Genomic DNA, 25,303 nt, shown 5'->3' with positions numbered 1-25,303 from the left:
CGATTTCGGACATAATCGACGCGCCCCCGCAGCCTCACGCCCGAGGACCCGCCGATGCCCCGGATCGCCCGCCGTACGTTCCTCGCCGGCCTCGGCGGGGCCGCGCTCACGGCGTGCACGTCCCCCTCCGGGGGTCCGCAGCCGCCCACCCCGGACGGCTTCGAGGGGAGCGGTGCGCCCTCCCCCACCCCGCTGCCGCGGGTGACGGTGAACGCCGTGAACGGCCCGGTGCTGGTACCCGGCGAGCCGCAACGGGTGGTCGTCCTGGACACAGACGTGCTCGACTCCGCGCTGACCCTGGGCATCACCCCGGTCGGCGCCGCGCTCCCGGCCGCCGACACCCGCTTCCCCGACTACTGGCCGGTCTCCCGCACCACCGGCATCCGGCTGGTCGGCCCGGCCGGCGCGCCCGACCTCGACGCGGTACGGGCGCTGCGGCCGGACCTCATCCTCTCCAACCAGGCCCGCGACGGGGACCGGTACGAGCAGCTGCGCGGGATCGCCCCGACCGTGCTCACCCAGACCACCGGGGCGCCGTGGAAGGCGGACTTCCAGCTGCACGCCCAGGCGCTGAGCCGGGAGGCGGCCGCGGCGGCCTTCGTCGCCGCGTACCAGAAGCACGCCGGTCAGGTGGTGCAGGCGCTGTCGGCGGCGAAGCTGTCCGGGCGCCGGGTGAGCCTGGTGCGGTTCGTCGAGGGCGGCGGGATCCGGCTGTTCGGCCGGCAGAGCTTCCCCGGGACCGTGCTCGCCGACGCCGAGGCGGGGCGGCCGGACGCGCAGAACGTCGACCAGTCGGACTTCGAGATCCCGCTCGACCAGCTCGCCAAGGCGGACGGTGACCTGCTGCTGTACGCGACGTACGGCGACCCGGCGAAGGCCGGCACCGACGCGGCGCTGGCGAGCCCGGCCTGGCAGGCGCTCGGGGCGGTCAAGGCGTTCCGGGCGTTCCCGGTGGACGACCAGCTGTGGTTCCAGGGGATCGGGTACACCGGCGCCAACTTCATGCTGGACGAGCTGCAGCGCTTCCTCGGGGCGTAGTCGGTCCACTGACGACAAGTCGACATACCCGGGTTGTACGACCGACCGGCACTTCCGCCACAATGGCGCCGCCCGTCACACACCTTTCATCCCGGGGGACGAACACCATGTCAACTGCGGTAGCTCCGACCGCTCCCGCCCGCAAGGGGAAGGCCGCCGCGCTCGGCTGGCTGATCAGCATCGCGTTCAACGTGGTCGCGCCGATCATGATCTACAACCAGCTGCACGACCACGGCTACAGCGAGTCGACCGCCATCCTGCTCTCCGGCCTCGGCCCGGTCGTCGACACCGCGATCTACCTGGCCTGGCACCGCCGGATCGACGAGTTCGCCGTCGTCTCGCTGCTCTTCGTGGTGCTGAGTCTGGTCGTCGCGCTGGTCGGCCCGACCGACCCGAAGATGCTGCTGGCCAAGGACTCCTTCGTCACCGGCCTGCTCGGCGTGTTCTACCTGGCCTCGCTGGCCGCACCGAAGCCGATCATGTTCTACTTCGGCCGCAAGTTCGCCACCGACGGCACCCCGGAGATGGTCTCCTGGTGGAACTCGATGTGGCAGTACGAGGGCTTCCGCAAGGTCCAGCGCAACCTGACCCTGGTGTGGGGCATCGCCTTCGTGCTGGAGGCGGTGCTGCGGATCGTGTTCGTCTACACGCTCTCGCACGGCACGGTGGTGACGATCAACAACGTCCTTCCGTACGTGGTGATCGGCGGGCTGGTGTACTGGACGATGACCTACGCCAAGCGGGCCGGCGCCCGTGGCCGGGCCGCCGCCGAGGCGGCCGCGGCGGCCTCGGCGGCGGCTTGATTCAGCGCGAACCCGCGTAGCGCGCCGGTGAGATGCCGACCGCCGCGGTGAAGTCGCGGGTGAGGTGGGCCTGGTCGGCGTAGCCGAGTTCCACGGCGAGCGCCGCCAGGTCCAACTTGCCTTCTTTCGCGGCGCGTTCGGATGCCTCGTGCAGCCGGGCGCGCCGCAGCACCCACTTCGGGGAGGCGCCGACGTACTCCGCGAACAGCCGCTGGAGGCTGCGGACGGACAGGCCCAGTTCGCGGGCCAGGTCGTCCACCCGGCGCAGGTCCGGGGAGCCGGTGATCCGCTCCACCATCGCGGCCACCTCCTCGGCGGCCGGATCGGGCGCGGGCAGGCGCGGGCGGAGGAAGTCGTCGACGAGCCCGGCGTCCGGGGCGTCGAGGATCCGGGCGTTGACCCGGTCCGCCTCGGGGCCGAAGTACTCGGCGGCGGGCACGGACCGGTCGGCGAGGTCGCTCACCGGGTGTCCGGCGAAGGGCCGGAAGGCGCCGGGGCGGAATTTCACCCCCAGCACGTGCCCGGCGCCCTCCAGCCGGCGGACGAACAGCGAACGGTCCACCCCGTAGACGCGCGCCCGAGGCGCCTCGAAGACGAGGTGGATGCTCGGGTGGGCCAACACCTTCTGCTCGTACGGCGGCCGGCCGGCCAGGTCCCAGCGCACCAGCCAGTAGAACTCCACGAACCGCGCCACGGCGGGATCCGGCACGAGCCGTTCGACATCGATCAGCTCGGCCGCCCGGGCGGGATGCAGCACGCCTCGGCCGAGGTCGGATTCGGAGGAGCCCATGGCAGCCAGGCTAGTGCGCCCGGCCGTGGTGCCACTCGGCCGACACCTCTGCGGTGGTGTCGCGTTTCTTCAAGACCCCACGGCACGGCCTCAAGCATGATCCGAGCATGAACGTTCACCCGATGCACCCGTTCCTCGCCCGTGCCGCCGCCGTTGCGTCCGGCGTCGCCGCCGCCGTTCCGGCCGGGGCGCGGCTGGACGCGCCGACGCCCTGCGGGGAGTTCGACACTCGGGCGCTGATCAACCACTGGGTGCTCTACACCTCCCACGGCCTGGAGCACCGGGCCCACCGCACCGAGCTGCCCGAGGCGCTGAGCTCCCGCGACTTCACGGCCGACGCCGACTGGCGCTCCGCGTACGCGGCCCAGCTGCAGCACGCGGTGGCGGCCTGGGGCGAGCCGGCCGCCTGGGAGGGGGACGTCGACCTCGGCGGGTCGCCAGTCCCGGCGGTGGGGATCGCCCGGATGCTGATCCTCGAACTGGTGCTGCACGGCTGGGACGTGGCCCGGGCGGTCGGCGCGGAGATCGAGGTCGACGAGGAACTCGCGCTGCTGGTCGGCGAGATCGTCGAGGAGAACGCCGAACTGTACCGCCAGTACGCGGGGTTCGCGGAGACGGCTTCCGTGCCGGACGACGCCTCGGCGTGGGAGCGGGCACTGGCCGCCTCCGGGCGCGACCCACGGTGGAAGGCCTAGCAAGCCGCACCCTGTGGCGGGCTCCCGGTAGTCCGGGCTGCCGCCGGGCCTTCGGCGGGGTCCTCAGCCGCGGTCTTCACCCCGTGGGCACCGAAGCAGCCGACGTCCACCGACTGCTCCTGAGTTCGGTCAGTCGGTAGAACCACCCATCGCCGCAAGGATCTTGGCGCGCAGCAGCCGGACCGCCGGGGAGTGCTGGTCGCGACGGGCGACCAGGCCCAGCTTGGCGTACGTCGCCGCGTCGGCGATCGGAACGGCTCGCAGGCCGGCGCCGTCCACGGAGGATTCGCTGAGCACGGCGACGCCGGCGCCGCGCTCGGCGAGGCGGAGCACGGCGAGAGGGGAGCTGGCGTCGATGTCCACGCGCGGTTCGAGGCCGAGCCGGCGACAGGAGTCCTCGTAGGCGGCCCTGAGGCCGGTGCCCTGGGAGAGGCTGAGGACCTTCTCGGACCGGAGGTCGCCGAGCTTCAGCTCCGTGCGGTCGAGCGGGTGCCCGACCGGGACGGCCGCGACGATCCGCTCGTCCACGACGAGGTCGACGTCCAGGCCCGGGTCGGCCTCGCCCGCGAAGCCGACCAGGGCCAGGTCGAGGGAACCGGAGAGGACCTGTGCCTGGAGGAGGTCGGAGTGCCCCTCGTGCAGGCTCAGGTCGATGCCGGGGTGGGTACGGCCGAGGTCCGCCACGGCGTCCAGGAACGGCGGGATCGAGCAGCCCGTGATCATGCCGAGCCGGACGCGCCCGCGCACCGCGTCGGCGAACTCGGCGGCGGTGTGCTCGATGGCCTCCAGGGTGGCCAGGGCGCTCTTCGCCAGCGGGAGGACGGCCTCGCCGGCCGGGGTCAGCCGGACGCGGCGGCCGGAACGCTCCAGCAGTTGCTGGCCCAACTCCCGCTCTAGTTTGGCCACCTGGGTGCTGATGCCGGACTGGCTGACGTGCAGGCGGTTGGCGGCCGCCGTGAACGACCCCTCGTCGACGACGGCGGCGAAGTAGCGCAGCTGGTGCATCTCCATGACCCGTGACGATATGCGACGGCCGGTGGATCAGTCCGGCGGATGCGGCGGACGGCGCAGACGGGTCGGGCCGTCGCCACGCGGGGCGGCGACGGCCGAGCGGGGGCGGTCACCGGCGACGCTCCTCGCCCCGGGACGGAAACCTGGGGCCGTTCCGAGCCGGTCGCCACGGCGAGGCACTTTCATCACTGATGCTGATATTTATCATCGGATCTATGTGTTGGACGGATGGATTGGCGCGAGCGGAGGATGGAGGCATGACGACGAAGACTGCGCGTGAGCTTGCCGAGACCTACTTCACCGCCTGGGAGGCGGGCGACTTCGAGGCCATCCGGGGCCTGCTGGCCGAAGACGTCGACTTCGTCGGGACCCTGGGCACGGCATCCGGCATCGAGCAGGCGCTGGGCGGGCTGAAGGGACTCGGCCAGGTGCTGGAGAAGATCGACGTGAAGGTGCGGGTCGCGGAGGGGGACGAGGTGATCACCTGGTTCGAGCTGCGCACCACCATCGCGCCGCCGGCGCCGACGGTGAACTGGATGCACGTGGAGAACGGGAAGATCGCCCGGATCCGGGTGACCTTCGACCCGCGGGGACTGCTGGCGGGATTCGAGAAGAAGAGCTGAGCAGAAGAGCCTGAGCAGGGCGGGCAGGACAGCAGGACAGCGGGGCAGGGGGCCGTGATCGCCGGGGGCGGTGACGGCCCTCTTCGGCTGTTGGCGCTCAGGCGTCCTCGTCGGGCGGGGTCGCCCTGAGGGCGGTGATGACGCCCAGGGCGACCGTGGCGAACGCGAGGGCGAGGAGGAAGGCGAAGGCCGCCCCGATCAGGAATCGCACGGGCGCTCGCGGTCGGCGTCGAGGAGGAGGACGAGGAGGTTGAGGAGCGTCGAGGCCGGGGCCGTGTTGAAGCGGACGAGGACCCGGCCGTCGAGGGTGCGGTCGAGGTCGGCGGAGGGGAAGAGGAGGCCGAACTTGCGGCCGCGCTCGTGGAGTTCGGCGAGGAGGGTGCGGATGTGGTCCTCGGTGTAGGCGCGGATGCGGGGGTCGGTGGGCTGCATGGGGTATCGGTTCACGCGGCACCGTCCAGCTCGCACTCGAACCAGATGGTCTTGCCGCGCTCCTGGGGGTCGACGCCCCAGCGACTGGTGAGGGCCGCGACGAGCTGCAGGCCGCGACCGGACTCGGCGAGGAGGTTCAGGGGCTGCATCTCGGGCAGCACCGGGCTCTCGTCGGAGACACCGACCCGGAGGGTGCGGGAGGTGACGGAGAGGATCTGGACGACCGGCGCGGGGGTGTTCGCGTGGCGCCAGGCGTTCACGATCAGCTCGCCGAGGGCGAGTTCCGCGTCGAAGGTGGACGAGGGCGGCCAGCCGAGGCGGGACATGGCGCCCTGGAGGGACTGCTTGGCGAGGGTGAGAGAGGGCGTGTTGCACTGACGCATGGGAGATCTCCCGGCGTGAGGTGGGGTGAAGAACCGGCGGACACGTCACCGTGAGCCAGGCCAGGCACATGGGCATGGCTGCTCTGCGGTGCAGACAGCGCGCATTACTGACGATCCGTCGGATCGCTGTGAGATCGACCATAGCGCACGCAACCTGAAATTTGAGACTCTCGCAAAGAACGTCCCTCTAACGTGGGGCACACTGATCTCAGACCCGCAGCGAGAGGACGTCATGGCTCTTCGACCGAACCCAACCCTGCGCCAGCGACGGCTGGGAGCCGAGTTGCGAAGGATGCGGGAGCAAGCGGGCCTTGGCGGCAGCCAACTGGCGCGCGAACTCGGCATCCAGCCCGCTCAGATCACGCAAATGGAGAGCGGCAAGAGCGGGATCAGCGCCGAACGGCTGCGGACCATCGCTTCTGTGTGCATGTGCACCAACGAGCCTCTGATCGAGGCGCTGGCGAACATGGCTTCCGAGCGAGGAAAGGGCTGGTGGGAGGAGTACCGCAGCACTCTCACCATCGACTTCCTTGAAGTCGCGGAGCTTGAGGGCCACGCCGAGCGGATCACCTTCTGCAACACCGTCTACATGCCCGGCTTGCTCCAGACCAGGGCATACGCATCTGCGGTGTTCGCACGGATCGTGCCTTCCTTGCCCCCACAGGAAATCGAGACCCGAACGGCCTTCCGTCTCAGGCGCCAAGAAGTCGTCCGATCCGGAGCAACTCCACTTCGAGCCTTCATCCACGAAGCTGCACTGCGCATGCAGTTCGGAGGACCCGTGGTGCTCGTCGATCAACTTGCCGCGTTGCTGGAGGATTCCGAGCGTCCCGGAATCTCCGTTCGAGTGGTGCCGTTCAACATCGACACCTTTCCTGGCGCGGGCGAGAACCTGATCTACATCGAAGGACCGGTGCCCGAACTGGACACCGTCGAGATGGACGTCTCCCAGGGCGCCCTGTTCTTCGATTCACCGGCGAACCTGGCCAAGCACCGAACCATCTTCTCCAGCCTGGAAGCCACTGCGCTGTCTGAAGAACGGTCGCGAGACTTCATCCGATCCATCATGAAAGAAGTGACGTCCACCCATGCCTAACTCAGAGTGGCAGAAGTCCAGCTACAGCGCTGCAAGCAATGAATGCGTAGAGGTTCGCGCGACCGATGGGCTGGTTGAAGTGCGAGAATCCGACGAAGGCCACCTCGTCCTCCGCACCACACCCGCCGCGCTCTCCGCCCTCCTCCACGGCATCAAGGCCGGCGAATTCGATCACCACGCCTGATCTGCCCCGGAGTAGGAAGTCGGCCCCGCCGACTTCCTACTCCGCCCCCATGCCATCCTGGCCGCCATGAAGATCGCCGCCGCCCAGCTCTCCTGCGTCCCCGCCGACGTCCCCGCCAACGTCCGGCAACTCGTGGCCCTCGCCGACCAGACCCGCTCGCAGGGTGCCGAGCTGATCGTCTTCCCCGAACTCGCCCTCACCGGCTACGAACTCGACGCCCTGGCCGCCGACCCCACCCTCTCCCGGCGGTGCGCCAGGTCGTTATCCGGGCGGCCCGGCCGAGCGCGGGGGTCGGCACGAACAGGGCGCAGAAGCCGCCGAGGTAGGCGGCGAGCACCAGGCCCGCGCGGACGGTGTAGTAGCCGGGGCGCCGGTCGAGCAGGCCCTCGGCGGCCATCCGGCGGCTCAGCTGGGCGAAGTCGCTGCCGCCGGCCCCCGGCTGCGGGGCGGTGGCCCGCAGGGCCTCGGGAGCGGCCTTGGTCATCGTCACGGACTGTGTGGGCATGCCCCGAGTCTGGTCCGCCGGGCGGGCCCGAAGAACGGGCAGAGCACCCGTCCCGTAGGGGTGTTAGCCCCCTGGTGGCGACGGAGGCCGCCCCCCGGCCCGAGGGGGTCGAGCGGCCGGGAGCGGGAAGTCGCCGGGTTCGACTTCCCGCTCCTGGAGCCGACGGGAAGACCTCACGGGCGGAACAGCTCGTCGAGATGGTGGCTGAGGACCGCCAACGCCTGCTCACCGGTGCGCTGGCCGCCCAGGACGCTGGAGCCGAGGCCGTTGACCATCGCCAGCAGCCCGGCCGCCGCCATCTCGACGTCCCGCTCCGGCGCGATGTCCCCGGCCTGCTGGGCCGCGCGCAACTGCTTGACCAGGAAGCCCTCCAGCACGGCCGGCGGCTGCGCAGCCTGCCGCTCCAGCACTTCGGGATCGCTGAGCACCAGCGCGTAGTACGCCGCGTACGTCCGGGTGATCCGGCGGCTCTCGGCGTCGGTCGGCAGGATGCAGGACAGGACCGCCGTCACCACCTCCCGGGGAGCGCGGGCCTCGCCGATCCAGCGCTCCATCCGGGCCTGGAGCTGGCTACCGAGCCGGGCGAGGGCGTCCAGCAGCAGGCCCTGCTTGGTCGTGAAGTAGTACTGCACGAGGCGCAGTGAGACGCCCGCCTCGGTCGCGACCGCCCGCATGCTGGCCGACTGCAGGCCTTCGGTGTCCGCGATGCGCAGCAGGGCCTCGGCGATCTGCCGTCGGCGCTGCTCGTGGTCGACCTTCTCGGCCACGGCCCGTCCCTCCTTCTGCGAGATCTCTTGGTACACACGTATCATGCATGTGATACACCTGTACCATGCGAATCAGCGAGTTCAAGAACGGCAAGGCCGAAGCCCGCTTCCGCACCGCGTACGGGCACGCCTTCACCGAGCTCTGGCCCGGGCCGCGCACCCCGCTCGACATCCCGACCCGCTTCGGCACCACCCGCGTCCACCGCACCGGCCCCGCGCACGGGCAGCCGATCGTGCTGCTCCCCGGCTCCGGCGGCAACGCCCTGATGTGGTACGCCTACGTCGAGCGCCTCGCCGAGCGCTACCCCGTCCTCGCCGTGGACACCGTCGGCGAGCCCGGCGCCAGCGTGCAGAGCACTCCGATCGCGAACGGCCACGACGCCGCCGACTGGCTGGAGGACCTGCTCGCCGCCCTCGACGTCCCCGCCGCCCACCTGGTCGGCTGCTCCTACGGCGGCTGGATCGCCCTCCACCACCAGATCCGACACCCCGGACGGACCGCCGCCCTCACCCTGGTCGACCCGGCCGGCCTCGCCGACGCCGGACGGCGCTTCTACACCTGGCTCGTCCTCGGCGGCCTCGCCGCCCTCGCCCCGCGCCCGCTGCGGCCCCCGCTGGCCAGGGCGGTCGGCAACAGCGCCGTCCTGGAGACCGAGCTGATGGCCCTGATGCGCGCCTCGACGGGCTTCCGCCGCCGCCTGCCCATGGCCGCCACCCTCGGCGACGAGCAACTGAGCCGCCTGAGCGCCCCCACGCTCTTCCTCCTCGGCGAGCGCAGCGCCCTGAACGACCCCCGGACGGTCTCCGAGCGGCTGCACCGGGTCGTCCCGGCCGCCCGGGTCGAGGTCGTCCCCGGCGCCGGACACGCGCTGCCCACCGACGACCCGGCCGCCGTCCTCGCCGCAATCCTCAGCATGGCGGCGCCGCAGAGGCGCTGAGCCCTCCGCGAGCGTGGCCCCGGCGGATCAGTAGATGTCGCTCGGCAGACTCCGGCGCCACTCCTGGAAGCCGTCGAACCAGCCGATCCAGTCCGCGAGCCGACCGCCCTCGGCCACGAACAGGGAGCCGATCGCATCGGCCGGCTCGACGAGCGGGATGGAGAACTCCATCCGCTCCTCCATGTCCTCCAGGCAGTCCCGTTCGTACTCCGTCAGGCCGTCCCGCGCGTACGTCACCAGCGGGTGGCCGCCGGCCGGCGGGTGGGGAACCGGCAGAACCGGAATGCAGCGCCACACCACCCCGCAGCGACGGACCAGCGTCTCGCCGAGGTACCAGGCGGGGACCTCCAGCAGCGGGGTGCCCCGGGCTGCCCGTACCTCCTCCCAGGTGTCGAACCGGCTGAGGAGCAGCGCCTGGAGGCGGTCCAGCGAGGCGGGCTCGAAGTCCCAGCCGCCCCCGTTCTCCTGCGCCCACGCGGGGAACGCCGCGCGCTGGGCGGCGAGCCAACCCGCCAGCCGGGGGTTGTCGGCCCACTCGGGAGTGTCGATCGGATCCATGCCGGCAGCCTACGACCGAGCCCGCTACCGGAGCGTAACGGTCCTGTGTGCAAGGTGAGTTGACGTTCGGCAGGGCGTCTAATCGAGGGGCGCGACTGCCGCTTGCCGTCTAGTGTTCGAACTTCGGCGGCGGCGCACACGTCAATTGGGGGCCCGTCAGGGCGTCGCCCGAACAGCCGTCCTTTCCACCGGGCTCCTTGGGGGAGTAGCCACGTGACAGACCTGATACCCCGCCGCGCGCACATCTGGGTGCGCGCCGGCCTCGCACTCACCTGCACCGCCGTCCTGGCGGTCACGGGCCTGCCCGGCCTGCAGGGCACCGCGTACGCGGCGAAGGGCAAGCGCTGCGACGAGCTCTACCCGAGCACGAAGGGCGGCACCCAGGGGACGTCCTTCCCGTGGGACGCGTCGCCCGACAGCATCAGGGACAAGAACGCCTGGGACTCGTACGCCTACGACGCCCCGCGCCAGGTCTTCGACGGGCTCACGCTCCCCTCCGACCCGGCCGAGCAGGAGGCGTTCCTCAAGAAGTTCGACAAGCCGCACGAGCAGTACCCCAAGGGCTCCGAGGACCGCCTCTTCGCGACGTACAAGGAGTACCTGGCCCGCGACCCGCAGAACAAGAAGTACGGCACCTTCGAGAAGTGGCTGTCCGACGCCTACATCCTGCCGAACAACAACAACCGCCGCGGCGCCTTCTACGAGGAGAAGGTGGTCAAGGACCTCGGGCTGATCGGCCCCGACTGGCTCTGCCAGGAGGAGATCCCGATCCTCGACAAGGACGGCAAGCCGGTCCTCGACCCGAAGACCAACAAACCGATGGTCCGCAAGTGGGACGCGGTCAACTACAGGACCAACGACTTCCTGGAGTTCAAGGCCGGCGGCGGCCGTGACACCACCCAGGACGCGACGAACAAGGCCTTCCTGCAGGATCCCCAGCGCAAGGCCGCGCGCGTCACCTACGTCTTCGGCGAGGAGAAGACCAGCGCGACCAAGAAGTACCTCAGCAAGGTCAACACCGACGTGGGCTCGGACCCGGCGAACCCGCGGGTGCGCAGCTACGAGCACCGCTCCACCAGCGTGCCCGTCTCCAAGTTCGACCCGAACACCTCCAAGCCCGACCCGTACATGAACACCGGGGCCAAGCAGCCCTCCGGTGGCGCCGCCCGGAACGTCGAGGGGTCCATGCCCACCCCGAAGGACATGGCCGAGCGGATGGCCCGGATCCGCGCCGACGACCCGGCCGGCCTGCGGGTGCGCGGCCCGGGCGGCGTGGACTTCTCCACCCTGCAACTCTCCTACGTCGGAAAGCCCGTCAAGGGCCAGGCGCTGAACTACGCGTTCGCCGCCAAGAAGGCCGACGAGGACGAGGAGAACCTCGGCTGGGGCGGCCAGGAGAAGGCCCAGCTCATCTCGGACTCCTTCTTCACCTGGCTCGCGCTGAGCCCGGACAAGTTCTGGGTCAACCTGATGCCCGACCAGCCCGACCGGATCATGGATCCGACCTTCGGGAAGACCGACGCCGGGCGGGTGCTGCTCCAGGCCGACCTGGAGATGAAGCACGACTGGTCCAAGGACGTGGACCCGCGACAGGGCCTCGGCCAGAAACTCATGGAGGCCATGCGGGCCGAGGGCCTCCCCTGCGGGGTGGTCGTCCGCAACTGGATCGTGCCCCAGCCCGCGAAGGTCCGCGCCGACGAGAACGGCGTCTACATCATCGACGCGCCGTTGAAGGTCAACTCCGAGGCCGCGAGTCCCAGCGTCCACAACCCGAACGGGGACTGCAACCTCACCGAGGCCCAGGTCCACGCCTACGAGCGGCTGGTCCACGAGATCGTCCTCCCGGACGTCGAGCACAAGGTCAACACCGCCCCGGCGTACGCGGACCTGCGCCGCGTCTACAGCGCCCGGGTCGCCGCCGAGTACGTGCGGCAGCAGGACCAGCAGGAGGCCACCGACTACCGGTCGATCATCAACAGCAACGACGCCTCCCAGTGGCCGCTCCGGGGCGAGAACCGGAGCTGGACCCCGCGCCAGACGTACGACGAGTTCCTCAAGTCCTGGACCCAGGGGGACATCCAGTACCCCTGCGGAGAGAACGGCAAGATCTGCGTCCTGGGCGGCGTCGACCTCTCCCAGGCGCCCAAGCAGGACATCGGGGCGACGGAGTTCACGGCCAAGCACAAGGACCTGCCGCGCTCCGCCCGGACCTCGGTGAAGGCCATGACCGACAAGGCGGACACCGAGGACCAGCTGCTCCTCGGCGGCGGCGGGCCGGTCGACAACGGCCCGACGCCCACGCCGACTCCGACACCGACGGACACGCCGACGCCGACGCCGACCGGCAGTCCCACCGGCACCCCGACCGGCGGCCCGACGGACACCCCGACCGCCACACCCACGACCGCCACGCCCACGACCTCGCCGAGCACTCCGGCGGGTGACGGCGGCGCCAGCCCCTCCCCGGCCCCGGCCAACGGCAACGGCAACGGCAACGGCAACGGCAACGGCGGCAGCAGCACCGGTGGCGGGGGAAACCTCGCCAGCACCGGCTCCGACGCCCTACCCCTGGCGGCCACCGCCGCCGTGCTGCTCGCGAGCGGCGCGGCCATGGTCTGGTGGCGTCGCCGCCGGGTCTGACCGACCGCACAACCGCACGACCGGCCCGCACCCACCCGGTGCGGGCCGGTCCCGTCCTCAGCCCTGCTGCGGCGGGCGGCGGCGCAGGCTGAGCAGCAGCAGGACCACCGCCGTCGCCACGGCGGCCGTACGCAGCACACCCGGCGCCATCGACCAGCTGAACTGGCCCAGCGGGGAGCCGGGTTGGACGGCACCTCCGGCGTCACCCGCCTGCTTGGCGTGGTTCATGGCGACCAGGGTGGTCACGCTCATGGTGATCATCGGGATCCCCAGGATCACGACCTTGCGCATCAGATCCGAGAGTTGGCGGGTCAGATAGCCGAGGCCCCAGCCCGCCAGCATGGCCGGGAAGAACCCGGACACCGCGCCGCCGACCAGCAGCCCGCAGGACAGCAGGACCAGCAGGGACGGCCTGCGGGCGCCCTTGCCCGCCGTCGCCCCGGCGACGGGCGCGGCCTTGGCCCGGGCCTTCGCCTTCCGCTGCCGCTTCGGCTTCGACGGCTTCGCCCCGGCCTGCTCGACCGCCTGCTGCTGCGCCGCCTCCTCGGCCGCGCGCTGCTCGGGGATCGGCTTGGGCGCGGGCTGCGGCGTGTCCGAGAAGTCGAGCATCGTCATCGTCCACGGGCTCGAACTCTGCACAGTCGGCGGCGGGATCGCCTCCGAACCGCCCCCGGGACCGGCGACGCCCGGCAGGTCCAGCGACACGTTCGGGATGCCCCCCGTCGCGCCGGAAGCGGCCGGCGGGCCGTACACGCCGTCCTCCCCCGCGCCGCCCGCCGCCGCACCTTCGGCCGGCGGGCCGCTCGGGGCGTCAGGCGCACCCGACGCCCCCGTCCGCCCGTTCCACGGCCCGCTCTTGCGCCACCACTCGCCGTCCGTCATCACCGACACCCCGCTTCGCCCGGCCCGCCCATGCAGAGCGCGGCCGCCCACGAACCGCCCTCGGCCGTGACGGTACCCACCGTGCCCCGGCCGCGCGAGTCCATCGCGGCCACCGCCGTCCACGGGCGCCGCCCCGCGCACGGGCGCACCCCGTCGTCCGCGCTCCCGACTAACCTAGGTCGAATGACCACACAGCAGGGCCCCCAACGACAAGGCAGGACGCCCGCCGGCCCCCGCACCCTCGCCGAGGAGCTGCGCGCCCGCCCCGACGACGCGATCGCCGCCCTGCTCCGCGCCCGCCCCGACCTGCTGAACCCCGTCCCCGGCGACCTCACCCAGCTGTCCGCCCGGCTCTCCTCCCGCGCCTCCGCGCTGCGCGCCCTGGAGCGGCTCGACCGCTTCACCCTCCAGGTCGCCGAGGCCCTGGCCACCGCCCCGGACGGCACCGGCCTGGCCACCGTACGGACGCTGCTGACCGGCCCGTCCAAGGTCAAGCCGCACCCCGGCGCCACCCCGCTCACCCCGGCCGACCGGTCCGCCGTCGCCGCCGCCCTCCCCCGGGCCGTCGCCACCCTGCGCGACCGGGCGCTGCTCTGGGGCCCGGACAACGGCCTGCGGCTGGTGCTCGCCGTCCGCGAGGCGCTCGCCCCGACGGCCGCCAACCCCGGCCGCACCGGCCTCGGCCCCACCCTCGCCGAGGCCACCACCGGCATGTCCCCGGCCCGGCTGCAGCAGCTGCTCGCCTCCGCCGGACAGCCCGCCACCCCCGACCCGGTCACCGCCGTCGCCGCCCTGACCGCCCTGCTCACCGACCGCACCCGCTGCGCCGCGCTGCTCGACACCGCCCCCGAGCCCGCGCTGCGGCTGCTGGAGCGGCTGGTCTGGGGCCCGCCCACCGGCACCGTCCCGGACGCCACCCGCCCGGTCACCGCCGAGGACGCCCAGAGCCCGGTCGAATGGCTGCTCGCCCGCGGCCTGCTGCTGCCGACCAGCCCGGGCAGCGTCGTGCTGCCGCGCGAACTGGCCCTCCACCTGCGCGGCGGCCGCACCCACCGCACCGTCGAACCGCTCCCGCCCGAGCCCGCGCCCGCGGCCGCCCCGCGCGATCCACAGGCTGTGGACAGCGCCGCGGCCGGGCAGGCGCACACCGCCGTCAGGACCGTCGAAGAACTGCTGGAGGCCTGGGGCCTCACCCCGCCGCCCACCCTGCGGGCCGGCGGCCTCGGCGTACGGGACCTCAAGCGCGCCGCCCAGACCCTGGAGACCACCGAGCAGCAGGCCGCCTTCTGGCTCGAACTCGCCTACACCGCAGGCCTGCTGGCCCCCGACGGCGAGGCCGACGAGTGCTGGGCGCCGACCCCCGGCTACGACAGCTGGCTGCAACTGGACACCGCCGAGCGCTGGTCCGTCCTGGCCCGCGCCTGGCTCGCCGCCACCCGCGTCCCCGCCCTCACCGGCACCCCGGACGCCAAGGGCAAGCCGCGCGCCGCCCTCGGCCCCGAACTCGACCGCACCCTCGCCCCGTCCGTACGCCGCGCCGCCCTCGCCCTGCTCGCCGAACTCCCGCCCGGCACCCCCGCCACCGCCGAGGAGCTGCTGCCCACCCTGCGCTGGCAGCGCCCGCTGCGCGGCGGTCCGGCCGGCCCGGACGGCCGCGAACTGCGCGACGACCTCACCGCCTGGACCCTCGCCGAGGCCGAACTCCTCGGCATCACCGGCCGCGGCGCCCTCGCCGCCCCCGCCCGCGCCCTGCTCACCGCCGAGTCCGACCCGGCCGAGGTGCTCGCCCCGCTGCTGCCGCGGCCGCTGGACCACGTGATCCTCCAGCCGGACCTCACCGCGATCGCCCCCGGCCCGCTGCTCACCCCGCTCGCCCAGGCGCTCGCCCTGTGCGCCGACATCGAGTCCAAGGGCGGCGCCACCGTCTACCGGTTCACCCCGAACTCCGTGCGCCGAGCCCTGGACGCCGGACGCACCGCCGCCGACCTGCAGACCTTCCTGACCCAGCACAGCCGCACGCCCGTCCCCCAGCCGCTCGCCTACCTGATCGACGACGTCGCCCGCCGGCACGGCATCCTGCGGGTCGGCGCCGCCTCCTCCTACCTGCGCTGCGACGACCCGTCACTGCTCAACGAGGTGCTCGCCGACCGCCGGGCCGCCGACCTGCGGCTGCGGCTGCTCGCCCCCACCGTCCTCGCCTCCCAGGCCGCGCCCGACGTCCTGCTCGCCGCGCTGCGCACCATGGGCTACGCCCCGGCCGCCGAATCCGCCGAGGGCGACGTCCTGATCACCCGGCCGGACAGCCACCGCACCCCGCCGCGCACCGCCCCCGCGCCCGTCCCCGACGGGCCGCCCACCCCCGACGACACCCTCCTCGCCGCCGCCATCAAGGCCATCCGGGCCGGCGACCGCGCCGCCACCGCCGCCCGCCGCGAGCCCACCCCGGACCCCCGCCAACTCCCCCGCACCGCCGCCGCCGAGACGCTCGCCGCGCTCCAGACGGCCGTCCTGCTCGGTGAACGGATGTGGATCGGCTACCTCAACGCCGAGGGCATCGCCAGCCAGCGGATCATCGACCCGGTCAAGGTCGAAGGCGGCTTCGTCACCGCCTTCGACCACCACGCCGACGAACTCCGCACCTTCGCCCTCCACCGCATCACCGGCGTCGCGGAACTCGACGAGTAGCGGCGGACGGCCGGGCGTCAGTGCCCCTTGGCCTCCTTCATCTTGTCCTTGACCGCCTGGTCCGCCAGGCTGCCGATCTGCCCCTGCCCGACCGGCAGCGAGGTGCCGCCCACCTGCTCGGCGATCAGGAATCCGGGCGCCGCGAGCAGACCGCCCGGCCCCTCCCCGACGCCCGCGAGGGCGTGGGCGGAACCGGCCGAGGAGGCGGTGGCGGCGAAGGCCGTGCCCATCAGGGCGAGGGCGGTGAGAACACGCTTCGAGGTCTTCATGACCAGCTCAACGAGCGAGTGCGCACCGTGGTCACTTCGGGCGATCCCTCGTTCGGCCCCTGCGGGCGCGTGCATCGCTGACCATCCGTCAATGTGACGTATACATCGCTTGTTCCCAGTTCTTCACAGCTCACGGTTCCGCCGGCCCCGAATCATCGCGGTTCACTGTCGGGGCGCGGAGCCGTGGCGCCGGTTGCGAGGAGAGAGCGATGCGTCTGGCCGGTTTGCACGTTTCCGCGGGTCAGCCCGCACGTCCCGGCCCGGAGGCCGAAAGCAGTGGACCTCGGCCCGGGCCGTGGGCCCGGGTGCGGGCCTTGGCGGCCGGGCTGGCCCTGACGGCCGGGCTGGCGCTGCCGGTGCTGGCCCCGTCCCCGGCCATGGCCGCCACGGGCCAGCAGGGCTACGTCGACAACCCCGGCGCCAACACGGTGACGGTGTTCAACACTGCCACCAACACCGTCACCACGACCATCCCCGTCGGCACCAGACCGGTGGCTGTAGCGGTCACCCCGAACGGCCTCCACGCCTACGTCGCCAACCGCAGCTCGGACAACGTGTCGGTGATCGACACCACCACCAACACCGTCACCACCACGATCCCCCTGCCCGCCGGTGACTCCCCGCAGGATGTGGCGATCGCCCCGAACGGGCTGCACGCCTACCTCCCCAACTTCGGCACGAGCACCGTATCGGTGATCGACACCACCACCAACACGGTCACCACCGACATCCCCCTGCCCTCCGGCAGCGACCCGCGGTTCCTCGCGATCACCCCGGACAGCCTGCACGTCTACGTCACCGAGCTCGGGCTCGGCCAGGTGCAGGTGATCGACGCCACCAGCAACACCATCAGCGCCACCATCCCCGGCTTCGTCCAGCCTTCGGGTGTGGTGATCACCCCGAACGGCCTGCACGCCTACGTCGATGATTTCGGCACGGCCAGCGTGTCGGTGATCGACACCGGCACCAACACCGTGGTGGGCCCCGCGATCCCCGTCGGCAACAACCCGTACGGCAACGCGATCACCCCGGACGGCCTCCACGTCTACGTCGGCAACGCCAGCGACGGCACCGTGTCGGTGATCGACACCACCACCAACACCGTCAGCACCACCGTCCCCGTCGGCACCAGCCCCTACAAGCTCGGAATGAACCCCGACGGCAAACACGTCTACGTCGGCAACTTCTCCTCGAACACCGTGTCGGTGATCGACACCACCAGCAACACCGTCACCGCCACCATCCCCGTCACCGGGCCGTTCGGTATCGCGATCACTCCCGTCCCCGCGGGGCCTGCCCTGACCATCACCAAGACCCACACCGGCAACTTCACCGCGGGCAGGACGGGCACCTACACCATCACCGTCGGCAACAACGGGACCGCCCCGACCGACGGCACCACCGTCACCGTGAAGGACACCCTCCCGGCCGGACTCACCGCCACCAGCATCACCGGCAGGGGATGGCGCTGCACCCTGAGGACCCTGACCTGCACCCGCAGCAACGTCCTCAACCCCGGGAACACCTACCCGCCCATCACACTGCGGGTCCGCGTCGCCCGCACCGCCACCGGCACCCTCACCAACACCGCCATGGTCAGCGGTGGCGGCGACGGCACCGCCACCGCCACCGACCCCACCACCATCAACCCCTGGGACGACGACCACCACCACTGGTGACCGCAACGCTCCGACCACCCGACCCGCGGGACCGGCACATCTGAACAGTCGAACGCTTCACCGGCATCCACGCTCGACCCCGACGAGCGTGGATGTCGGCGTACCGGGGCCGCTCGCCGCGGACGGCGCGGCGGCCGGGTCCGCGCGAGCGAGTCCGCCCGAGCACCGGCGGCCGGTCGACCAACGGCAGTCCGAAGGAGCCCGCCCACGTTGCACGCGGAATGCGCGACACTGGAGGGTCTGCGTCAATCCAGCCTGTCAGCCAGTGGAGGGCTCCCCCGCGTGAACGACGGACCGCTCATCGTCCAGAGCGACAAAACTCTTCTCCTGGAGATCGACCACCCCAAGGCCGCCGACTGCCGCCGCGCCATCGCGCCGTTCGCCGAGTTGGAGCGGGCGCCCGAGCACGTGCACACGTACCGGGTGACACCGCTCGGTCTGTGGAACGCGCGGGCGGCCGGGCACGACGCCGAGCAGGTGGTGGACGCCCTGGTGACGTACTCGCGCTACCCGGTGCCGCACGCGCTGCTGGTGGACGTGGCGGACACCATGGGCCGGTACGGGCGTCTCCAGCTGGTCAAGCACCCCACCCACGGGCTGGTGCTGACCACCACCGACCGCCCCGTGCTGGAGGAGGTGCTGCGCTCCAAGAAGATCGTCCCGCTGGTCGGTGCCCGGGTCGACCCGGACACCGTGGTGGTGCACCCCTCCGAGCGCGGGCAGATCAAGCAGGTGCTGCTCAAACTCGGCTGGCCCGCCGAGGACTTCGCCGGGTACGTGGACGGCGAGGCGCACCCGATCGACCTGGACGAGGACGGCTGGCAGCTGCGCCCGTACCAGGCGCAGGCGGTCGAGGGCTTCTGGCACGGCGGGTCCGGCGTCGTCGTGCTGCCCTGCGGCGCCGGCAAGACGCTGGTCGGCGCCGCCGCGATGGCGCACGCCAAGTCGACGACGCTGATCCTGGTCACCAACACCGTCTCGGCCCGTCAGTGGAAGCACGAGCTGGTCAAGCGCACCTCGCTCACCGAGGACGAGATCGGCGAGTACAGCGGGACGAAGAAGGAGATCCGCCCGGTCACCATCGCCACCTACCAGGTGATGACCACCAAGCGGAAGGGCGTGTACGCGCACCTGGAGCTGTTCGACGCCCGCAACTGGGGCCTGGTGGTCTACGACGAGGTGCACCTGCTGCCCGCGCCGGTGTTCAAGTTCACCGCCGACCTCCAGGCCCGCCGCCGGCTCGGCCTGACCGCCACGCTGGTGCGCGAGGACGGCCGCGAGGGCGACGTGTTCAGCCTGATCGGCCCCAAGCGCTTCGACGCCCCGTGGAAGGAGATCGAGGCGCAGGGCTACATCGCGCCCGCCGACTGCTGCGAGGTGCGGGTCACCCTGACCGACTCCGAGCGGCTCGCCTACGCCACCGCCGAGCCCGAGGAGCGCTACCGCTTCTGCGCCACCACGGCGACCAAGCGGCGGGTGGTGGAGGCGCTGGTCAGGAAGCACGAGAAGGACCAGACGCTGATCATCGGCCAGTACATCGACCAGCTGGACGAGCTCGGCGAGGTCCTGGACGCCCCGGTGATCAAGGGCGAGACCAGCAACGTCCAGCGCGAGAAGCTCTTCGACGCGTTCCGCAACAAGGAGATCAGCGTCCTGGTGGTCTCCAAGGTCGCGAACTTCTCCATCGACCTGCCCGAGGCGACGGTGGCCATCCAGGTCTCCGGGACCTTCGGCTCCCGCCAGGAGGAGGCCCAGCGCCTCGGCCGCGTCCTGCGCCCCAAGGCGGACGGCCACGCGGCGCACTTCTACTCCGTCGTCGCCCGGGACACCGTGGACCAGGACTTCGCCGCCCACCGGCAGCGCTTCCTGGCCGAGCAGGGCTACGCCTACCGGATCATCGACGCGGACGACGTGCTGTAACCGGCGGAACGGTCAGTACCGGAAGACACCGTCGCGCCCGAGGAAGATCACGCGCGCGGCGGTGTCCAGGGCGATGCCGACGTTGCGGACGACGGTGCTCAGCAGGTTGTGGTGGCGGCCCGGGACGGCGGTCGCGCCGGCCGGGGCGGCGAGGGGTTCGTTTCGGCTGCTCATGTCTTCAACGGTAGGCACCCGACCGGCCCACGGCATCACTCCGAAGGCCCCATCCGGCGAGCCGTCCGTCCTCCTCCCGGTGTACGGGAGCCCCGAGACCTGCAGGGCTGGAACCCTGAGACGGACGGGTCTAAGATCGTCCGCCTGTCCCCTCCCGAACCGTGGTACCTGGCGGTGTCCCGCAGGCAGCCGGGGGAGGCGCCGACCGCACGGCAACCGGTCGGCCCGTACACCACCGTGAGCTCCATCGATCCGCTGCGCCCGCCACCGGGGCAGCCGGGAAGGTTCGCTGTGCCCGCCACCCCCACCACCGACCCCCTCCAGCGCGAACGCGACCACCTGGCCGCGTCCCGGTCCGCGCTGCGAGCGATGCGCCAGGACGTCGAGTCGCTCGACCTGCGCAACGTGACCGGCACCTGGGTGTCCGCCGTCATCCTCCGCAACCAGATCGAGGCCAGGATCGCCGCCCTGGCCGACCTCTCCGACACCCCGCTGTTCTTCGGCCGCCTCGACTACCTCCACGCGGTCAGCGAGGAGCTGAGCGAGGGCGGCGGCGGGGAGAGCTTCTACATCGGCCGCCGCCACGTCCACGACGCCGACGGCGACCCGATGGTGATCGACTGGCGCGCGCCGGTCTCCCAGCCGTTCTACCGGGCCAGCCGCGCCGAGCCGATGGACGTCGAGCGCCGCCGCCGCTTCGGCTACACCGGCGGCGAGCTCACCGCCTACGAGGACGAGCACCTCACCGACCCGACCGAGGCCGACACCGCCTCCGCCCTGCTCGCCGCCGAGATCGAGAAGCCCCGCGTCGGCCCGATGCGCGACATCGTCGCCACCATCCAGCCCGAGCAGGACGAGATCGTCCGCTCCGACATCACGGGCACCATCTGCGTCCAGGGCGCGCCCGGCACCGGGAAGACCGCCGTCGGCCTGCACCGCGTCGCCTACCTGCTGTACGCGCACCGCGAGCGCCTGGCCCGGACCGGCACCCTGGTGATCGGGCCGAACAACGCCTTCCTCTCGTACATCGAGCAGGTGCTGCCCGCCCTCGGCGAGCTGGAGGTCGCCCAGGCCACCGTGCAGCAGCTGGTCGCCCACGTCGAGGTGAAGGGCGAGGACACCCCGGAGGCGGCCCGGCTGAAGGGCGACGCCCGGATGGCCGAGGTGCTGCGCCGCGCGGTGCGGGCCGGCATCACGCTGCCCACCGAGCCCTGCGTGGTGGTCCGCGGCTCCCGCCGCTGGCGCGTTCCGGTGTACGAACTCGTCGAGATCATCGAGGAGTTGAAGGGCCGCGACATCCGCTACGGCGCCGCCAGGGACGCCCTGCCGCAGCGCATCGCGCACGCCGTGCTGCTGAAGATGGAGCAGGGCGGCGAGGCCCCGGACGACCGGGTGCAGGACGCGGTGGCCCGCAACAGCGCGGTCAAGGCCGTGGTCAAGGAGTGCTGGCCGGCCGTCGACCCGGCCAAGCTGGTGCTGCGGCTGCTCTCCGAGCCGGAGTTCCTGGCCGAGTGCGCAGAGGGCGTGCTGACCGCCGAGGAGCAGCAGGCGGTGCTGTGGCCCAAGCCCGGCCGCTCGGTGAAGACCGCCCGCTGGACCCCGGCCGACGCCGTCCTGGTGGACGAGGCGACGGACCTGGTGCAGCGCACCCCCTCGCTCGGGCACGTGGTGCTGGACGAGGCCCAGGACCTCTCCCCGATGCAGTACCGCGCGGTCGGCCGCCGCTGCACCACCGGCTCGGCGACCGTCCTCGGCGACCTCGCCCAGGGCACCACCCCCTGGGCGACGGCGAGCTGGCCGGATGCGCTGCACCACCTGGGCAAGCCGGAGGCCCACGTGGAGGAGCTGACCAAGGGCTTCCGGGTGCCCGAGGAGGTCATCGCGTACGCCTCCCGGCTGCTGCCCGCGATCGCCCCGGGTCTGGCCCCGGCGACCTCGGTCCGCGACGCCCCCGGCTCGCTGGTGATCCGTCCGGTCACCGAGTGGGAGGACGCCGTCCTGGACGCCTGCCGGGAGGCGCTGAAGAACGAGGGCTCGACCGCTCTGATCGCCGCCGACGCCCGGATCCCGCAGCTCGCCGAGCTGCTCACCGGGGCCGGGATGCCGTTCCTCTCCCCCGGCACCGAGACCAGCACCGAGGCCCGGCTGACCCTCGTCCCGGCCTCGCTGGCCAAGGGTCTGGAGTACGACTACGTGGTGCTGGACGAGCCCGCCGCGGTGATCGCCGGCGAGCCGGACGAGCGGACCGGCCTGCGCCGGCTGTACGTGGCGCTCACCCGCGCCGTCTCCGGTCTGACGGTGCTGCACGGCGAGCCGCTGCCCGAGCAGCTCCGGTGACGGGAGCGGCCGGTCCTCGTCGACGAGGACCGGCCGCTCGCGCACGGCTCCAGGCGCCGGCCCCGCGGCCTCAGGCGTCGATCAGTGCCCGCCACTCGGCGACCTTGGCCGCGTCGACCGGCGTCCGCCAGCCGTCGACCCGCACCGCGCCGCCGACGTGGAAGGCGTCGAAGCCCTCCGCCCGCAGCTCCTTGAGGTGCTCGGCCCGCAGGCCGCCGCCGATCAGGATCCGCTGGGCGTAGCCGGGCTCGCCCGTACGGGCCAGCTCGGCGGCCAGCACCTCGCGTCCGGCGTCCACACCGGCGTCCGCACCGGAGGTGAGGAAGGTGTCCAGCCCCGGCAGCTCGCCGACGGCGGCGCGCAGGGCGGCCCGGTCGGCACTGTGGTCGATCGCCCGGTGGAAGGTCCAGCGGCAGCCGGCGATCGCCCCGGCCACGGCCGTGGTGGCGGCCAGGTCGACGGCGCCCCCGGCGTCGAGGAAGCCGAGGACGAACTCCTCGGCCCCCTCGGCCCGCAGCGCGGCGGCCCGGGCGCACAGCTCGTCCAGGTCGCCGGGTGCGAAGCCGTCCCGGATCCGGAGCATGACGCGCAGCGGGATGCCGACGGCGGCCCGGATCCGGGCGAAGTCCTCGACGGACGGGGTGAGCCCGTCGGCGGCCATGTCGGTGACCAGTTCGAGCCGGTCGGCGCCGCCCGACTCGGCAGCCTGGGCGTCCTGGGGCGTCAGCGCGATGACTTCGAAAATTGGTCTAGACATGTGAGACAGCCTGCCACACCCGGCCGCCCCCGGCGAGACCGCACCCCCGCCTGCGGGCCCTTCAGGCCGGCTGCCGCCCGCCCGGCCCGGACGGACCCCTCCGGCGACCCAGCAGCACCAGCACGACGGACGCGACGACCGTCAGCACGGCGATCGGCAGCAGCTTCCAGGCGCCACCCTCCTGCTGCCAGAGCGCGTGCAGGTTGACGCTGAACGTCCACGGCAGCGCCGCGAGCCCCGGAACGGCCACCAGGTCCCAGCCGCGCACCGCCGTCAGCGCCATCAGCAGCGGCACCACGACCATCAGCGCCCGCCACCGCGGGTCCAGGTGGTGCCAGCTGGTGTAGACGTTGTCCGCGAACGCCGCGACCGGGGTCAGCACCGCCGCAGCCAGCAGCAGACCGCGCTCCCGCCAGCTCGGCACCGGCAGCCCCTCCCTGGGCGCGGCCAGCAGCACCAGGGCCCAGAGCACGAACGGCCCGTCCCACTGGAAGGCTTCGAGGAAGGTCCACAGCGGCTGGATGATCTCCGGACGGGTCGCCACCCGGACGAGTTCCACCACCGCGGCCAGCGCCGACACCCCGGCCAGCACCTTCGCCACCGTCCACCGTCCGAGCAGCGCCGCGACGGCGGAGAGCATCGCCGCCCCCAGCAGCGCCCAGTAGGGCAGGAAGTACAGCAGCCCCCACCCCCCGTGCGGCACGCCCGACTCCAGGTAGCTCAGCAGAGCCTGGCCCGCCGCCAGACCTCCGGCGGCCCCGACCACCAGCGGAGCGGCCAGCGCCGCCAGCCGCCCACCGGTGGAGGTGGAGGTCAGCCCGGTCCGCATCCGCAGCCCGTACGCGCCGAGATCGAGGAGCTCCCGGGCCTTGGCCACCGGCCCGGCCCCGGCAGTCGTGTCGGCGAAGACCACGGCCAACTCGTCGCCGCGCTCGCGGCGGTAGCGCCCCGGGTACAGCGCCAGCGCCGTCCGAACGGCGAAAACGGTGGCATCACTCATGCGAAGGCCCCCCTGACCCTCGGACTGGCAACGGCGACGGACAGTCGCCGCTCGGCCTCGGTGGCCACGGCCCGCAGCCGCTCGGCCTCGGCGGCCAGGGCACCCCGACCGGCGTCGGTCAGCGCGTAGGTGCGCCGGGCACGGCCGTCCACCACCTCCTCGGCGGCGACCTCGATCAGGCCCTGGCCCAGCAGCCGGTCGAGCGCCCCGTAGAGCGTGCCGGTGCGCATCTTGACCCGGCCGTCCGAGATCGCGGCGATCTCCTGGATGAGCGCGTAGCCGTGCCTCGGGGCATCGGCCAGCGCGGTGAGCAGGAGCAGCGTCGGCTCCTGCATGGAGCGTTCTGTCATGTGACTACATATATCGCTGACCGGCACATCCCGTCCATCAGAACGACCAGACAGAATGTGCCCATGCCGACCGAGGACCTGCTCACCGCCTGGACCGCCCTGCTGCACCGCTGCGGCGCCGCCGACGACCCCGAACCGTACGGACGCGAGCTGCTGCGCCGCTGGTCCGAACCCCGGCGGCGCTACCACACCCCCGAGCACCTGCGGGCCGTCCTGCGCCACGTCGACGACCTCGCCGGACACGCCGCCGACCCGGACGCCGTCCGGCTCGCCGCCTGGTTCCACGACGCCGTCTACCGGCCCGACCGCACCGAGAACGAGGAGCGCAGCGCCGCCCTGGCCGTGCGGGCGCTGACCGCCGCCGGACTGCCCGACGCACGCGTCGCCGAGGTCGAACGGCTCGTGCTGCTCACCGTCACCCACGACCCGGCCCCCGGCGACCGCGACGGCGAGGTGCTCTGCGACGCGGACCTCGCCGTTCTCGGCGGCACCCCCGAGGCGTACGCGGCCTACGCGGCCGCCGTCCGGGAGGAGTACGCCTTCGTTCCGGAGCCGGACTTCCGCGCGGGCCGGGCGGCCGTCCTGCGGCAGCTTCTGGAACTCCCGGCCCTCTACCGCACGCCCGCCGCCCGCGAGCGCTTCACGGCGGCCGCCCGCGCCAACCTGGCCGCCGAACTCGACCGCCTCCAGGGCGCGTCCTTCGGATCGCGCCCCGGCGGTTACCAAAAGCACGCCCCCCCGAGAACACAACACCGCCCCGGGCCACCCCCACCCCCGAGATTGCCGC

Annotated in this window: 25 protein-coding genes and 2 pseudogenes; 14 read left to right on the top strand and 13 right to left on the bottom strand. The window is 72.5% G+C overall.

Features of this window, described 5'->3' with window-relative positions; genetic code table 11:
* Positions 1 to 54: 54 nt before the first annotated feature.
* Positions 55 to 1,038 carry an ABC transporter substrate-binding protein gene (locus ACFV1W_RS00520; RefSeq protein ID WP_380411447.1) on the top strand — a complete coding sequence of 328 codons (984 nt, stop codon included), beginning with the start codon at positions 55 to 57 and terminating at the stop codon, positions 1,036 to 1,038.
* A gap of 107 nt (positions 1,039 to 1,145) precedes the next feature.
* Positions 1,146 to 1,841 carry a VC0807 family protein gene (locus ACFV1W_RS00515; protein WP_380411444.1) on the top strand — a complete coding sequence of 232 codons (696 nt, stop codon included), beginning with the start codon at positions 1,146 to 1,148 and terminating at the stop codon, positions 1,839 to 1,841.
* A 1-nt stretch (position 1,842) separates the two neighbouring features.
* On the opposite strand, the gene ACFV1W_RS00510 is transcribed toward ACFV1W_RS00515, so the two are convergent.
* The gene (locus ACFV1W_RS00510) at positions 1,843 to 2,631 is read right to left on the bottom strand and encodes a DUF6597 domain-containing transcriptional factor (protein ID WP_380411442.1); all 789 of its coding nucleotides are present in this window, start codon (positions 2,629 to 2,631) and stop codon (positions 1,843 to 1,845) included.
* A 107-nt stretch (positions 2,632 to 2,738) separates the two neighbouring features.
* Between ACFV1W_RS00510 and ACFV1W_RS00505 the strand changes: the two genes are divergently transcribed.
* Positions 2,739 to 3,326 (top strand): TIGR03086 family metal-binding protein, encoded by a 588-nt coding sequence (locus ACFV1W_RS00505; RefSeq protein ID WP_380411439.1) that lies wholly within the window; start codon positions 2,739 to 2,741, stop codon positions 3,324 to 3,326.
* Between the two features lie 129 nt (positions 3,327 to 3,455).
* On the opposite strand, the gene ACFV1W_RS00500 is transcribed toward ACFV1W_RS00505, so the two are convergent.
* Positions 3,456 to 4,337, bottom strand: coding sequence for a LysR family transcriptional regulator (locus ACFV1W_RS00500; protein ID WP_380411437.1), 882 nt, complete (start codon positions 4,335 to 4,337; stop codon positions 3,456 to 3,458).
* A gap of 257 nt (positions 4,338 to 4,594) precedes the next feature.
* Between ACFV1W_RS00500 and ACFV1W_RS00495 the strand changes: the two genes are divergently transcribed.
* Positions 4,595 to 4,960 carry a nuclear transport factor 2 family protein gene (locus ACFV1W_RS00495; protein ID WP_380411434.1) on the top strand — a complete coding sequence of 122 codons (366 nt, stop codon included), beginning with the start codon at positions 4,595 to 4,597 and terminating at the stop codon, positions 4,958 to 4,960.
* A 198-nt stretch (positions 4,961 to 5,158) separates the two neighbouring features.
* On the opposite strand, the gene ACFV1W_RS00490 is transcribed toward ACFV1W_RS00495, so the two are convergent.
* Positions 5,159 to 5,407 carry a hypothetical protein gene (locus ACFV1W_RS00490; protein WP_380411431.1) on the bottom strand — a complete coding sequence of 83 codons (249 nt, stop codon included), beginning with the start codon at positions 5,405 to 5,407 and terminating at the stop codon, positions 5,159 to 5,161.
* Positions 5,404 to 5,775 (bottom strand): ATP-binding protein, encoded by a 372-nt coding sequence (locus ACFV1W_RS00485; RefSeq protein WP_380411429.1) that lies wholly within the window; start codon positions 5,773 to 5,775, stop codon positions 5,404 to 5,406. The genes ACFV1W_RS00490 and ACFV1W_RS00485 overlap by 4 nt, the downstream gene beginning before the upstream one ends.
* A 232-nt stretch (positions 5,776 to 6,007) precedes the next feature.
* Here ACFV1W_RS00485 and ACFV1W_RS00480 point away from each other — a divergent pair, with 232 nt between their 5' ends.
* The 3 genes and pseudogenes from ACFV1W_RS00480 to ACFV1W_RS00470 form a co-directional block, all read left to right on the top strand.
* Positions 6,008 to 6,871 (top strand): helix-turn-helix domain-containing protein, encoded by an 864-nt coding sequence (locus ACFV1W_RS00480; protein WP_380411426.1) that lies wholly within the window; start codon positions 6,008 to 6,010, stop codon positions 6,869 to 6,871.
* Positions 6,864 to 7,055 carry a DUF397 domain-containing protein gene (locus tag ACFV1W_RS00475; protein ID WP_380411423.1) on the top strand — a complete coding sequence of 64 codons (192 nt, stop codon included), beginning with the start codon at positions 6,864 to 6,866 and terminating at the stop codon, positions 7,053 to 7,055. The genes ACFV1W_RS00480 and ACFV1W_RS00475 overlap by 8 nt, the downstream gene beginning before the upstream one ends.
* Before the next feature lie 66 nt (positions 7,056 to 7,121).
* Positions 7,122 to 7,208 (top strand): annotated as a pseudogene (locus ACFV1W_RS00470) (carbon-nitrogen hydrolase family protein); the annotation flags it as partial.
* A gap of 43 nt (positions 7,209 to 7,251) precedes the next feature.
* Here the strand turns inward: ACFV1W_RS00470 and ACFV1W_RS00465 are convergent.
* Entirely contained in the window at positions 7,252 to 7,560 is a 309-nt protein-coding gene (locus ACFV1W_RS00465; RefSeq protein ID WP_380411421.1) for a hypothetical protein, read from the bottom strand.
* Between the two features lie 173 nt (positions 7,561 to 7,733).
* A complete protein-coding gene (locus ACFV1W_RS00460; RefSeq protein ID WP_380411419.1) occupies positions 7,734 to 8,327 on the bottom strand; it encodes a TetR/AcrR family transcriptional regulator in 594 nt (197 codons plus the stop codon).
* 65 nt (positions 8,328 to 8,392) lie between these two features.
* On the opposite strand from ACFV1W_RS00460, the gene ACFV1W_RS00455 reads away from it, so the two are divergent.
* Positions 8,393 to 9,265, top strand: a complete 873-nt coding sequence (locus tag ACFV1W_RS00455) for an alpha/beta fold hydrolase (protein ID WP_380411416.1) — start codon at positions 8,393 to 8,395, stop codon at positions 9,263 to 9,265.
* Between the two features lie 27 nt (positions 9,266 to 9,292).
* Here the strand turns inward: ACFV1W_RS00455 and ACFV1W_RS00450 are convergent, their stop codons facing one another.
* On the bottom strand, positions 9,293 to 9,823 hold the full coding sequence (locus tag ACFV1W_RS00450; RefSeq protein WP_380411413.1) for a hypothetical protein: 531 nt from the start codon (positions 9,821 to 9,823) through the stop codon (positions 9,293 to 9,295).
* A gap of 213 nt (positions 9,824 to 10,036) precedes the next feature.
* Between ACFV1W_RS00450 and ACFV1W_RS00445 the strand changes: the two genes are divergently transcribed.
* Positions 10,037 to 12,463, top strand: coding sequence for a hypothetical protein (locus ACFV1W_RS00445; protein WP_380411411.1), 2,427 nt, complete (start codon positions 10,037 to 10,039; stop codon positions 12,461 to 12,463).
* A gap of 57 nt (positions 12,464 to 12,520) precedes the next feature.
* Here the strand turns inward: ACFV1W_RS00445 and ACFV1W_RS00440 are convergent, their stop codons facing one another.
* Positions 12,521 to 13,345: a hypothetical protein gene (locus ACFV1W_RS00440; RefSeq protein ID WP_380411409.1), complete on the bottom strand. Its 825-nt coding sequence runs from the start codon at positions 13,343 to 13,345 to the stop codon at positions 12,521 to 12,523.
* A gap of 183 nt (positions 13,346 to 13,528) precedes the next feature.
* Between ACFV1W_RS00440 and ACFV1W_RS00435 the strand changes: the two genes are divergently transcribed.
* Positions 13,529 to 16,030 carry a helicase-associated domain-containing protein gene (locus ACFV1W_RS00435; protein ID WP_380411406.1) on the top strand — a complete coding sequence of 834 codons (2,502 nt, stop codon included), beginning with the start codon at positions 13,529 to 13,531 and terminating at the stop codon, positions 16,028 to 16,030.
* A gap of 17 nt (positions 16,031 to 16,047) precedes the next feature.
* On the opposite strand, the gene ACFV1W_RS00430 is transcribed toward ACFV1W_RS00435, so the two are convergent.
* Positions 16,048 to 16,299, bottom strand: coding sequence for a hypothetical protein (locus ACFV1W_RS00430; RefSeq protein ID WP_380411403.1), 252 nt, complete (start codon positions 16,297 to 16,299; stop codon positions 16,048 to 16,050).
* A 314-nt stretch (positions 16,300 to 16,613) separates the two neighbouring features.
* On the opposite strand from ACFV1W_RS00430, the gene ACFV1W_RS00425 reads away from it, so the two are divergent.
* On the top strand, positions 16,614 to 17,978 hold the full coding sequence (locus tag ACFV1W_RS00425; RefSeq protein ID WP_380411401.1) for a beta-propeller fold lactonase family protein: 1,365 nt from the start codon (positions 16,614 to 16,616) through the stop codon (positions 17,976 to 17,978).
* A 282-nt stretch (positions 17,979 to 18,260) separates the two neighbouring features.
* Positions 18,261 to 19,898 (top strand): DNA repair helicase XPB, encoded by a 1,638-nt coding sequence (locus ACFV1W_RS00420; RefSeq protein WP_380411398.1) that lies wholly within the window; start codon positions 18,261 to 18,263, stop codon positions 19,896 to 19,898.
* A gap of 12 nt (positions 19,899 to 19,910) precedes the next feature.
* Here the strand turns inward: ACFV1W_RS00420 and ACFV1W_RS00415 are convergent, their stop codons facing one another.
* Complete coding sequence (locus tag ACFV1W_RS00415) at positions 19,911 to 20,072, bottom strand: hypothetical protein (protein ID WP_380411396.1); 162 nt, start codon at positions 20,070 to 20,072, stop codon at positions 19,911 to 19,913.
* 291 nt (positions 20,073 to 20,363) lie between these two features.
* On the opposite strand from ACFV1W_RS00415, the gene ACFV1W_RS00410 reads away from it, so the two are divergent.
* The gene (locus ACFV1W_RS00410) at positions 20,364 to 22,409 is read left to right on the top strand and encodes a HelD family protein (RefSeq protein ID WP_380411395.1); all 2,046 of its coding nucleotides are present in this window, start codon (positions 20,364 to 20,366) and stop codon (positions 22,407 to 22,409) included.
* 70 nt (positions 22,410 to 22,479) lie between these two features.
* Here ACFV1W_RS00410 and ACFV1W_RS00405 read toward each other — a convergent pair whose 3' ends face one another.
* From ACFV1W_RS00405 to ACFV1W_RS00395, 3 genes are all read right to left on the bottom strand, one after another.
* Complete coding sequence (locus ACFV1W_RS00405; RefSeq protein WP_380411392.1) at positions 22,480 to 23,166, bottom strand: copper homeostasis protein CutC; 687 nt, start codon at positions 23,164 to 23,166, stop codon at positions 22,480 to 22,482.
* Between the two features lie 61 nt (positions 23,167 to 23,227).
* The gene (locus ACFV1W_RS00400) at positions 23,228 to 24,166 is read right to left on the bottom strand and encodes a hypothetical protein (RefSeq protein ID WP_380411390.1); all 939 of its coding nucleotides are present in this window, start codon (positions 24,164 to 24,166) and stop codon (positions 23,228 to 23,230) included.
* Complete coding sequence (locus ACFV1W_RS00395) at positions 24,163 to 24,516, bottom strand: PadR family transcriptional regulator (protein ID WP_380411387.1); 354 nt, start codon at positions 24,514 to 24,516, stop codon at positions 24,163 to 24,165. The genes ACFV1W_RS00400 and ACFV1W_RS00395 overlap by 4 nt, the downstream gene beginning before the upstream one ends.
* Positions 24,517 to 24,579: 63 nt before the next feature.
* On the opposite strand from ACFV1W_RS00395, the pseudogene ACFV1W_RS00390 reads away from it, so the two are divergent.
* Positions 24,580 to 25,206 (top strand): annotated as a pseudogene (locus ACFV1W_RS00390) (hypothetical protein); the annotation flags it as partial.
* Between the last annotated feature and the right edge of the window lie 97 nt (positions 25,207 to 25,303).

This window comes from Kitasatospora sp. NPDC059648 (assembly GCF_042734825.1).
Lineage (GTDB): Bacteria > Actinomycetota > Actinomycetes > Streptomycetales > Streptomycetaceae > Kitasatospora.
Note: the sequence above shows the minus strand (reverse complement) of the source record. Positions and strands in the feature narration are given on the sequence as shown.

What these genes read in the sequence shown, in the direction of transcription:
- ACFV1W_RS00515 (WP_380411444.1), top strand. Translation starts at nt 1,146, where the DNA reads ATGTCAACTGCGGTAGCTCCGACCGCTCCCGCCCGCAAGGGGAAGGCC.
- ACFV1W_RS00455 (WP_380411416.1), top strand. Translation starts at nt 8,393, where the DNA reads ATGCGAATCAGCGAGTTCAAGAACGGCAAGGCCGAAGCCCGCTTCCGC.
- ACFV1W_RS00510 (WP_380411442.1), bottom strand. Translation starts at nt 2,631, where the DNA reads ATGGGCTCCTCCGAATCCGACCTCGGCCGAGGCGTGCTGCATCCCGCC.
- ACFV1W_RS00465 (WP_380411421.1), bottom strand. Translation starts at nt 7,560, where the DNA reads ATGCCCACACAGTCCGTGACGATGACCAAGGCCGCTCCCGAGGCCCTG.
- ACFV1W_RS00450 (WP_380411413.1), bottom strand. Translation starts at nt 9,823, where the DNA reads ATGGATCCGATCGACACTCCCGAGTGGGCCGACAACCCCCGGCTGGCG.
- ACFV1W_RS00495 (WP_380411434.1), top strand. Translation starts at nt 4,595, where the DNA reads ATGACGACGAAGACTGCGCGTGAGCTTGCCGAGACCTACTTCACCGCC.
- ACFV1W_RS00400 (WP_380411390.1), bottom strand. Translation starts at nt 24,166, where the DNA reads ATGAGTGATGCCACCGTTTTCGCCGTTCGGACGGCGCTGGCGCTGTAC.
- ACFV1W_RS00485 (WP_380411429.1), bottom strand. Translation starts at nt 5,775, where the DNA reads ATGCGTCAGTGCAACACGCCCTCTCTCACCCTCGCCAAGCAGTCCCTC.
- ACFV1W_RS00395 (WP_380411387.1), bottom strand. Translation starts at nt 24,516, where the DNA reads ATGACAGAACGCTCCATGCAGGAGCCGACGCTGCTCCTGCTCACCGCG.
- ACFV1W_RS00435 (WP_380411406.1), top strand. Translation starts at nt 13,529, where the DNA reads ATGACCACACAGCAGGGCCCCCAACGACAAGGCAGGACGCCCGCCGGC.
- ACFV1W_RS00480 (WP_380411426.1), top strand. Translation starts at nt 6,008, where the DNA reads ATGGCTCTTCGACCGAACCCAACCCTGCGCCAGCGACGGCTGGGAGCC.
- ACFV1W_RS00500 (WP_380411437.1), bottom strand. Translation starts at nt 4,337, where the DNA reads ATGGAGATGCACCAGCTGCGCTACTTCGCCGCCGTCGTCGACGAGGGG.
- ACFV1W_RS00475 (WP_380411423.1), top strand. Translation starts at nt 6,864, where the DNA reads ATGCCTAACTCAGAGTGGCAGAAGTCCAGCTACAGCGCTGCAAGCAAT.
- ACFV1W_RS00440 (WP_380411409.1), bottom strand. Translation starts at nt 13,345, where the DNA reads ATGACGGACGGCGAGTGGTGGCGCAAGAGCGGGCCGTGGAACGGGCGG.
- ACFV1W_RS00415 (WP_380411396.1), bottom strand. Translation starts at nt 20,072, where the DNA reads ATGAGCAGCCGAAACGAACCCCTCGCCGCCCCGGCCGGCGCGACCGCC.
- ACFV1W_RS00430 (WP_380411403.1), bottom strand. Translation starts at nt 16,299, where the DNA reads ATGAAGACCTCGAAGCGTGTTCTCACCGCCCTCGCCCTGATGGGCACG.
- ACFV1W_RS00505 (WP_380411439.1), top strand. Translation starts at nt 2,739, where the DNA reads ATGAACGTTCACCCGATGCACCCGTTCCTCGCCCGTGCCGCCGCCGTT.
- ACFV1W_RS00405 (WP_380411392.1), bottom strand. Translation starts at nt 23,166, where the DNA reads ATGTCTAGACCAATTTTCGAAGTCATCGCGCTGACGCCCCAGGACGCC.
- ACFV1W_RS00520 (WP_380411447.1), top strand. Translation starts at nt 55, where the DNA reads ATGCCCCGGATCGCCCGCCGTACGTTCCTCGCCGGCCTCGGCGGGGCC.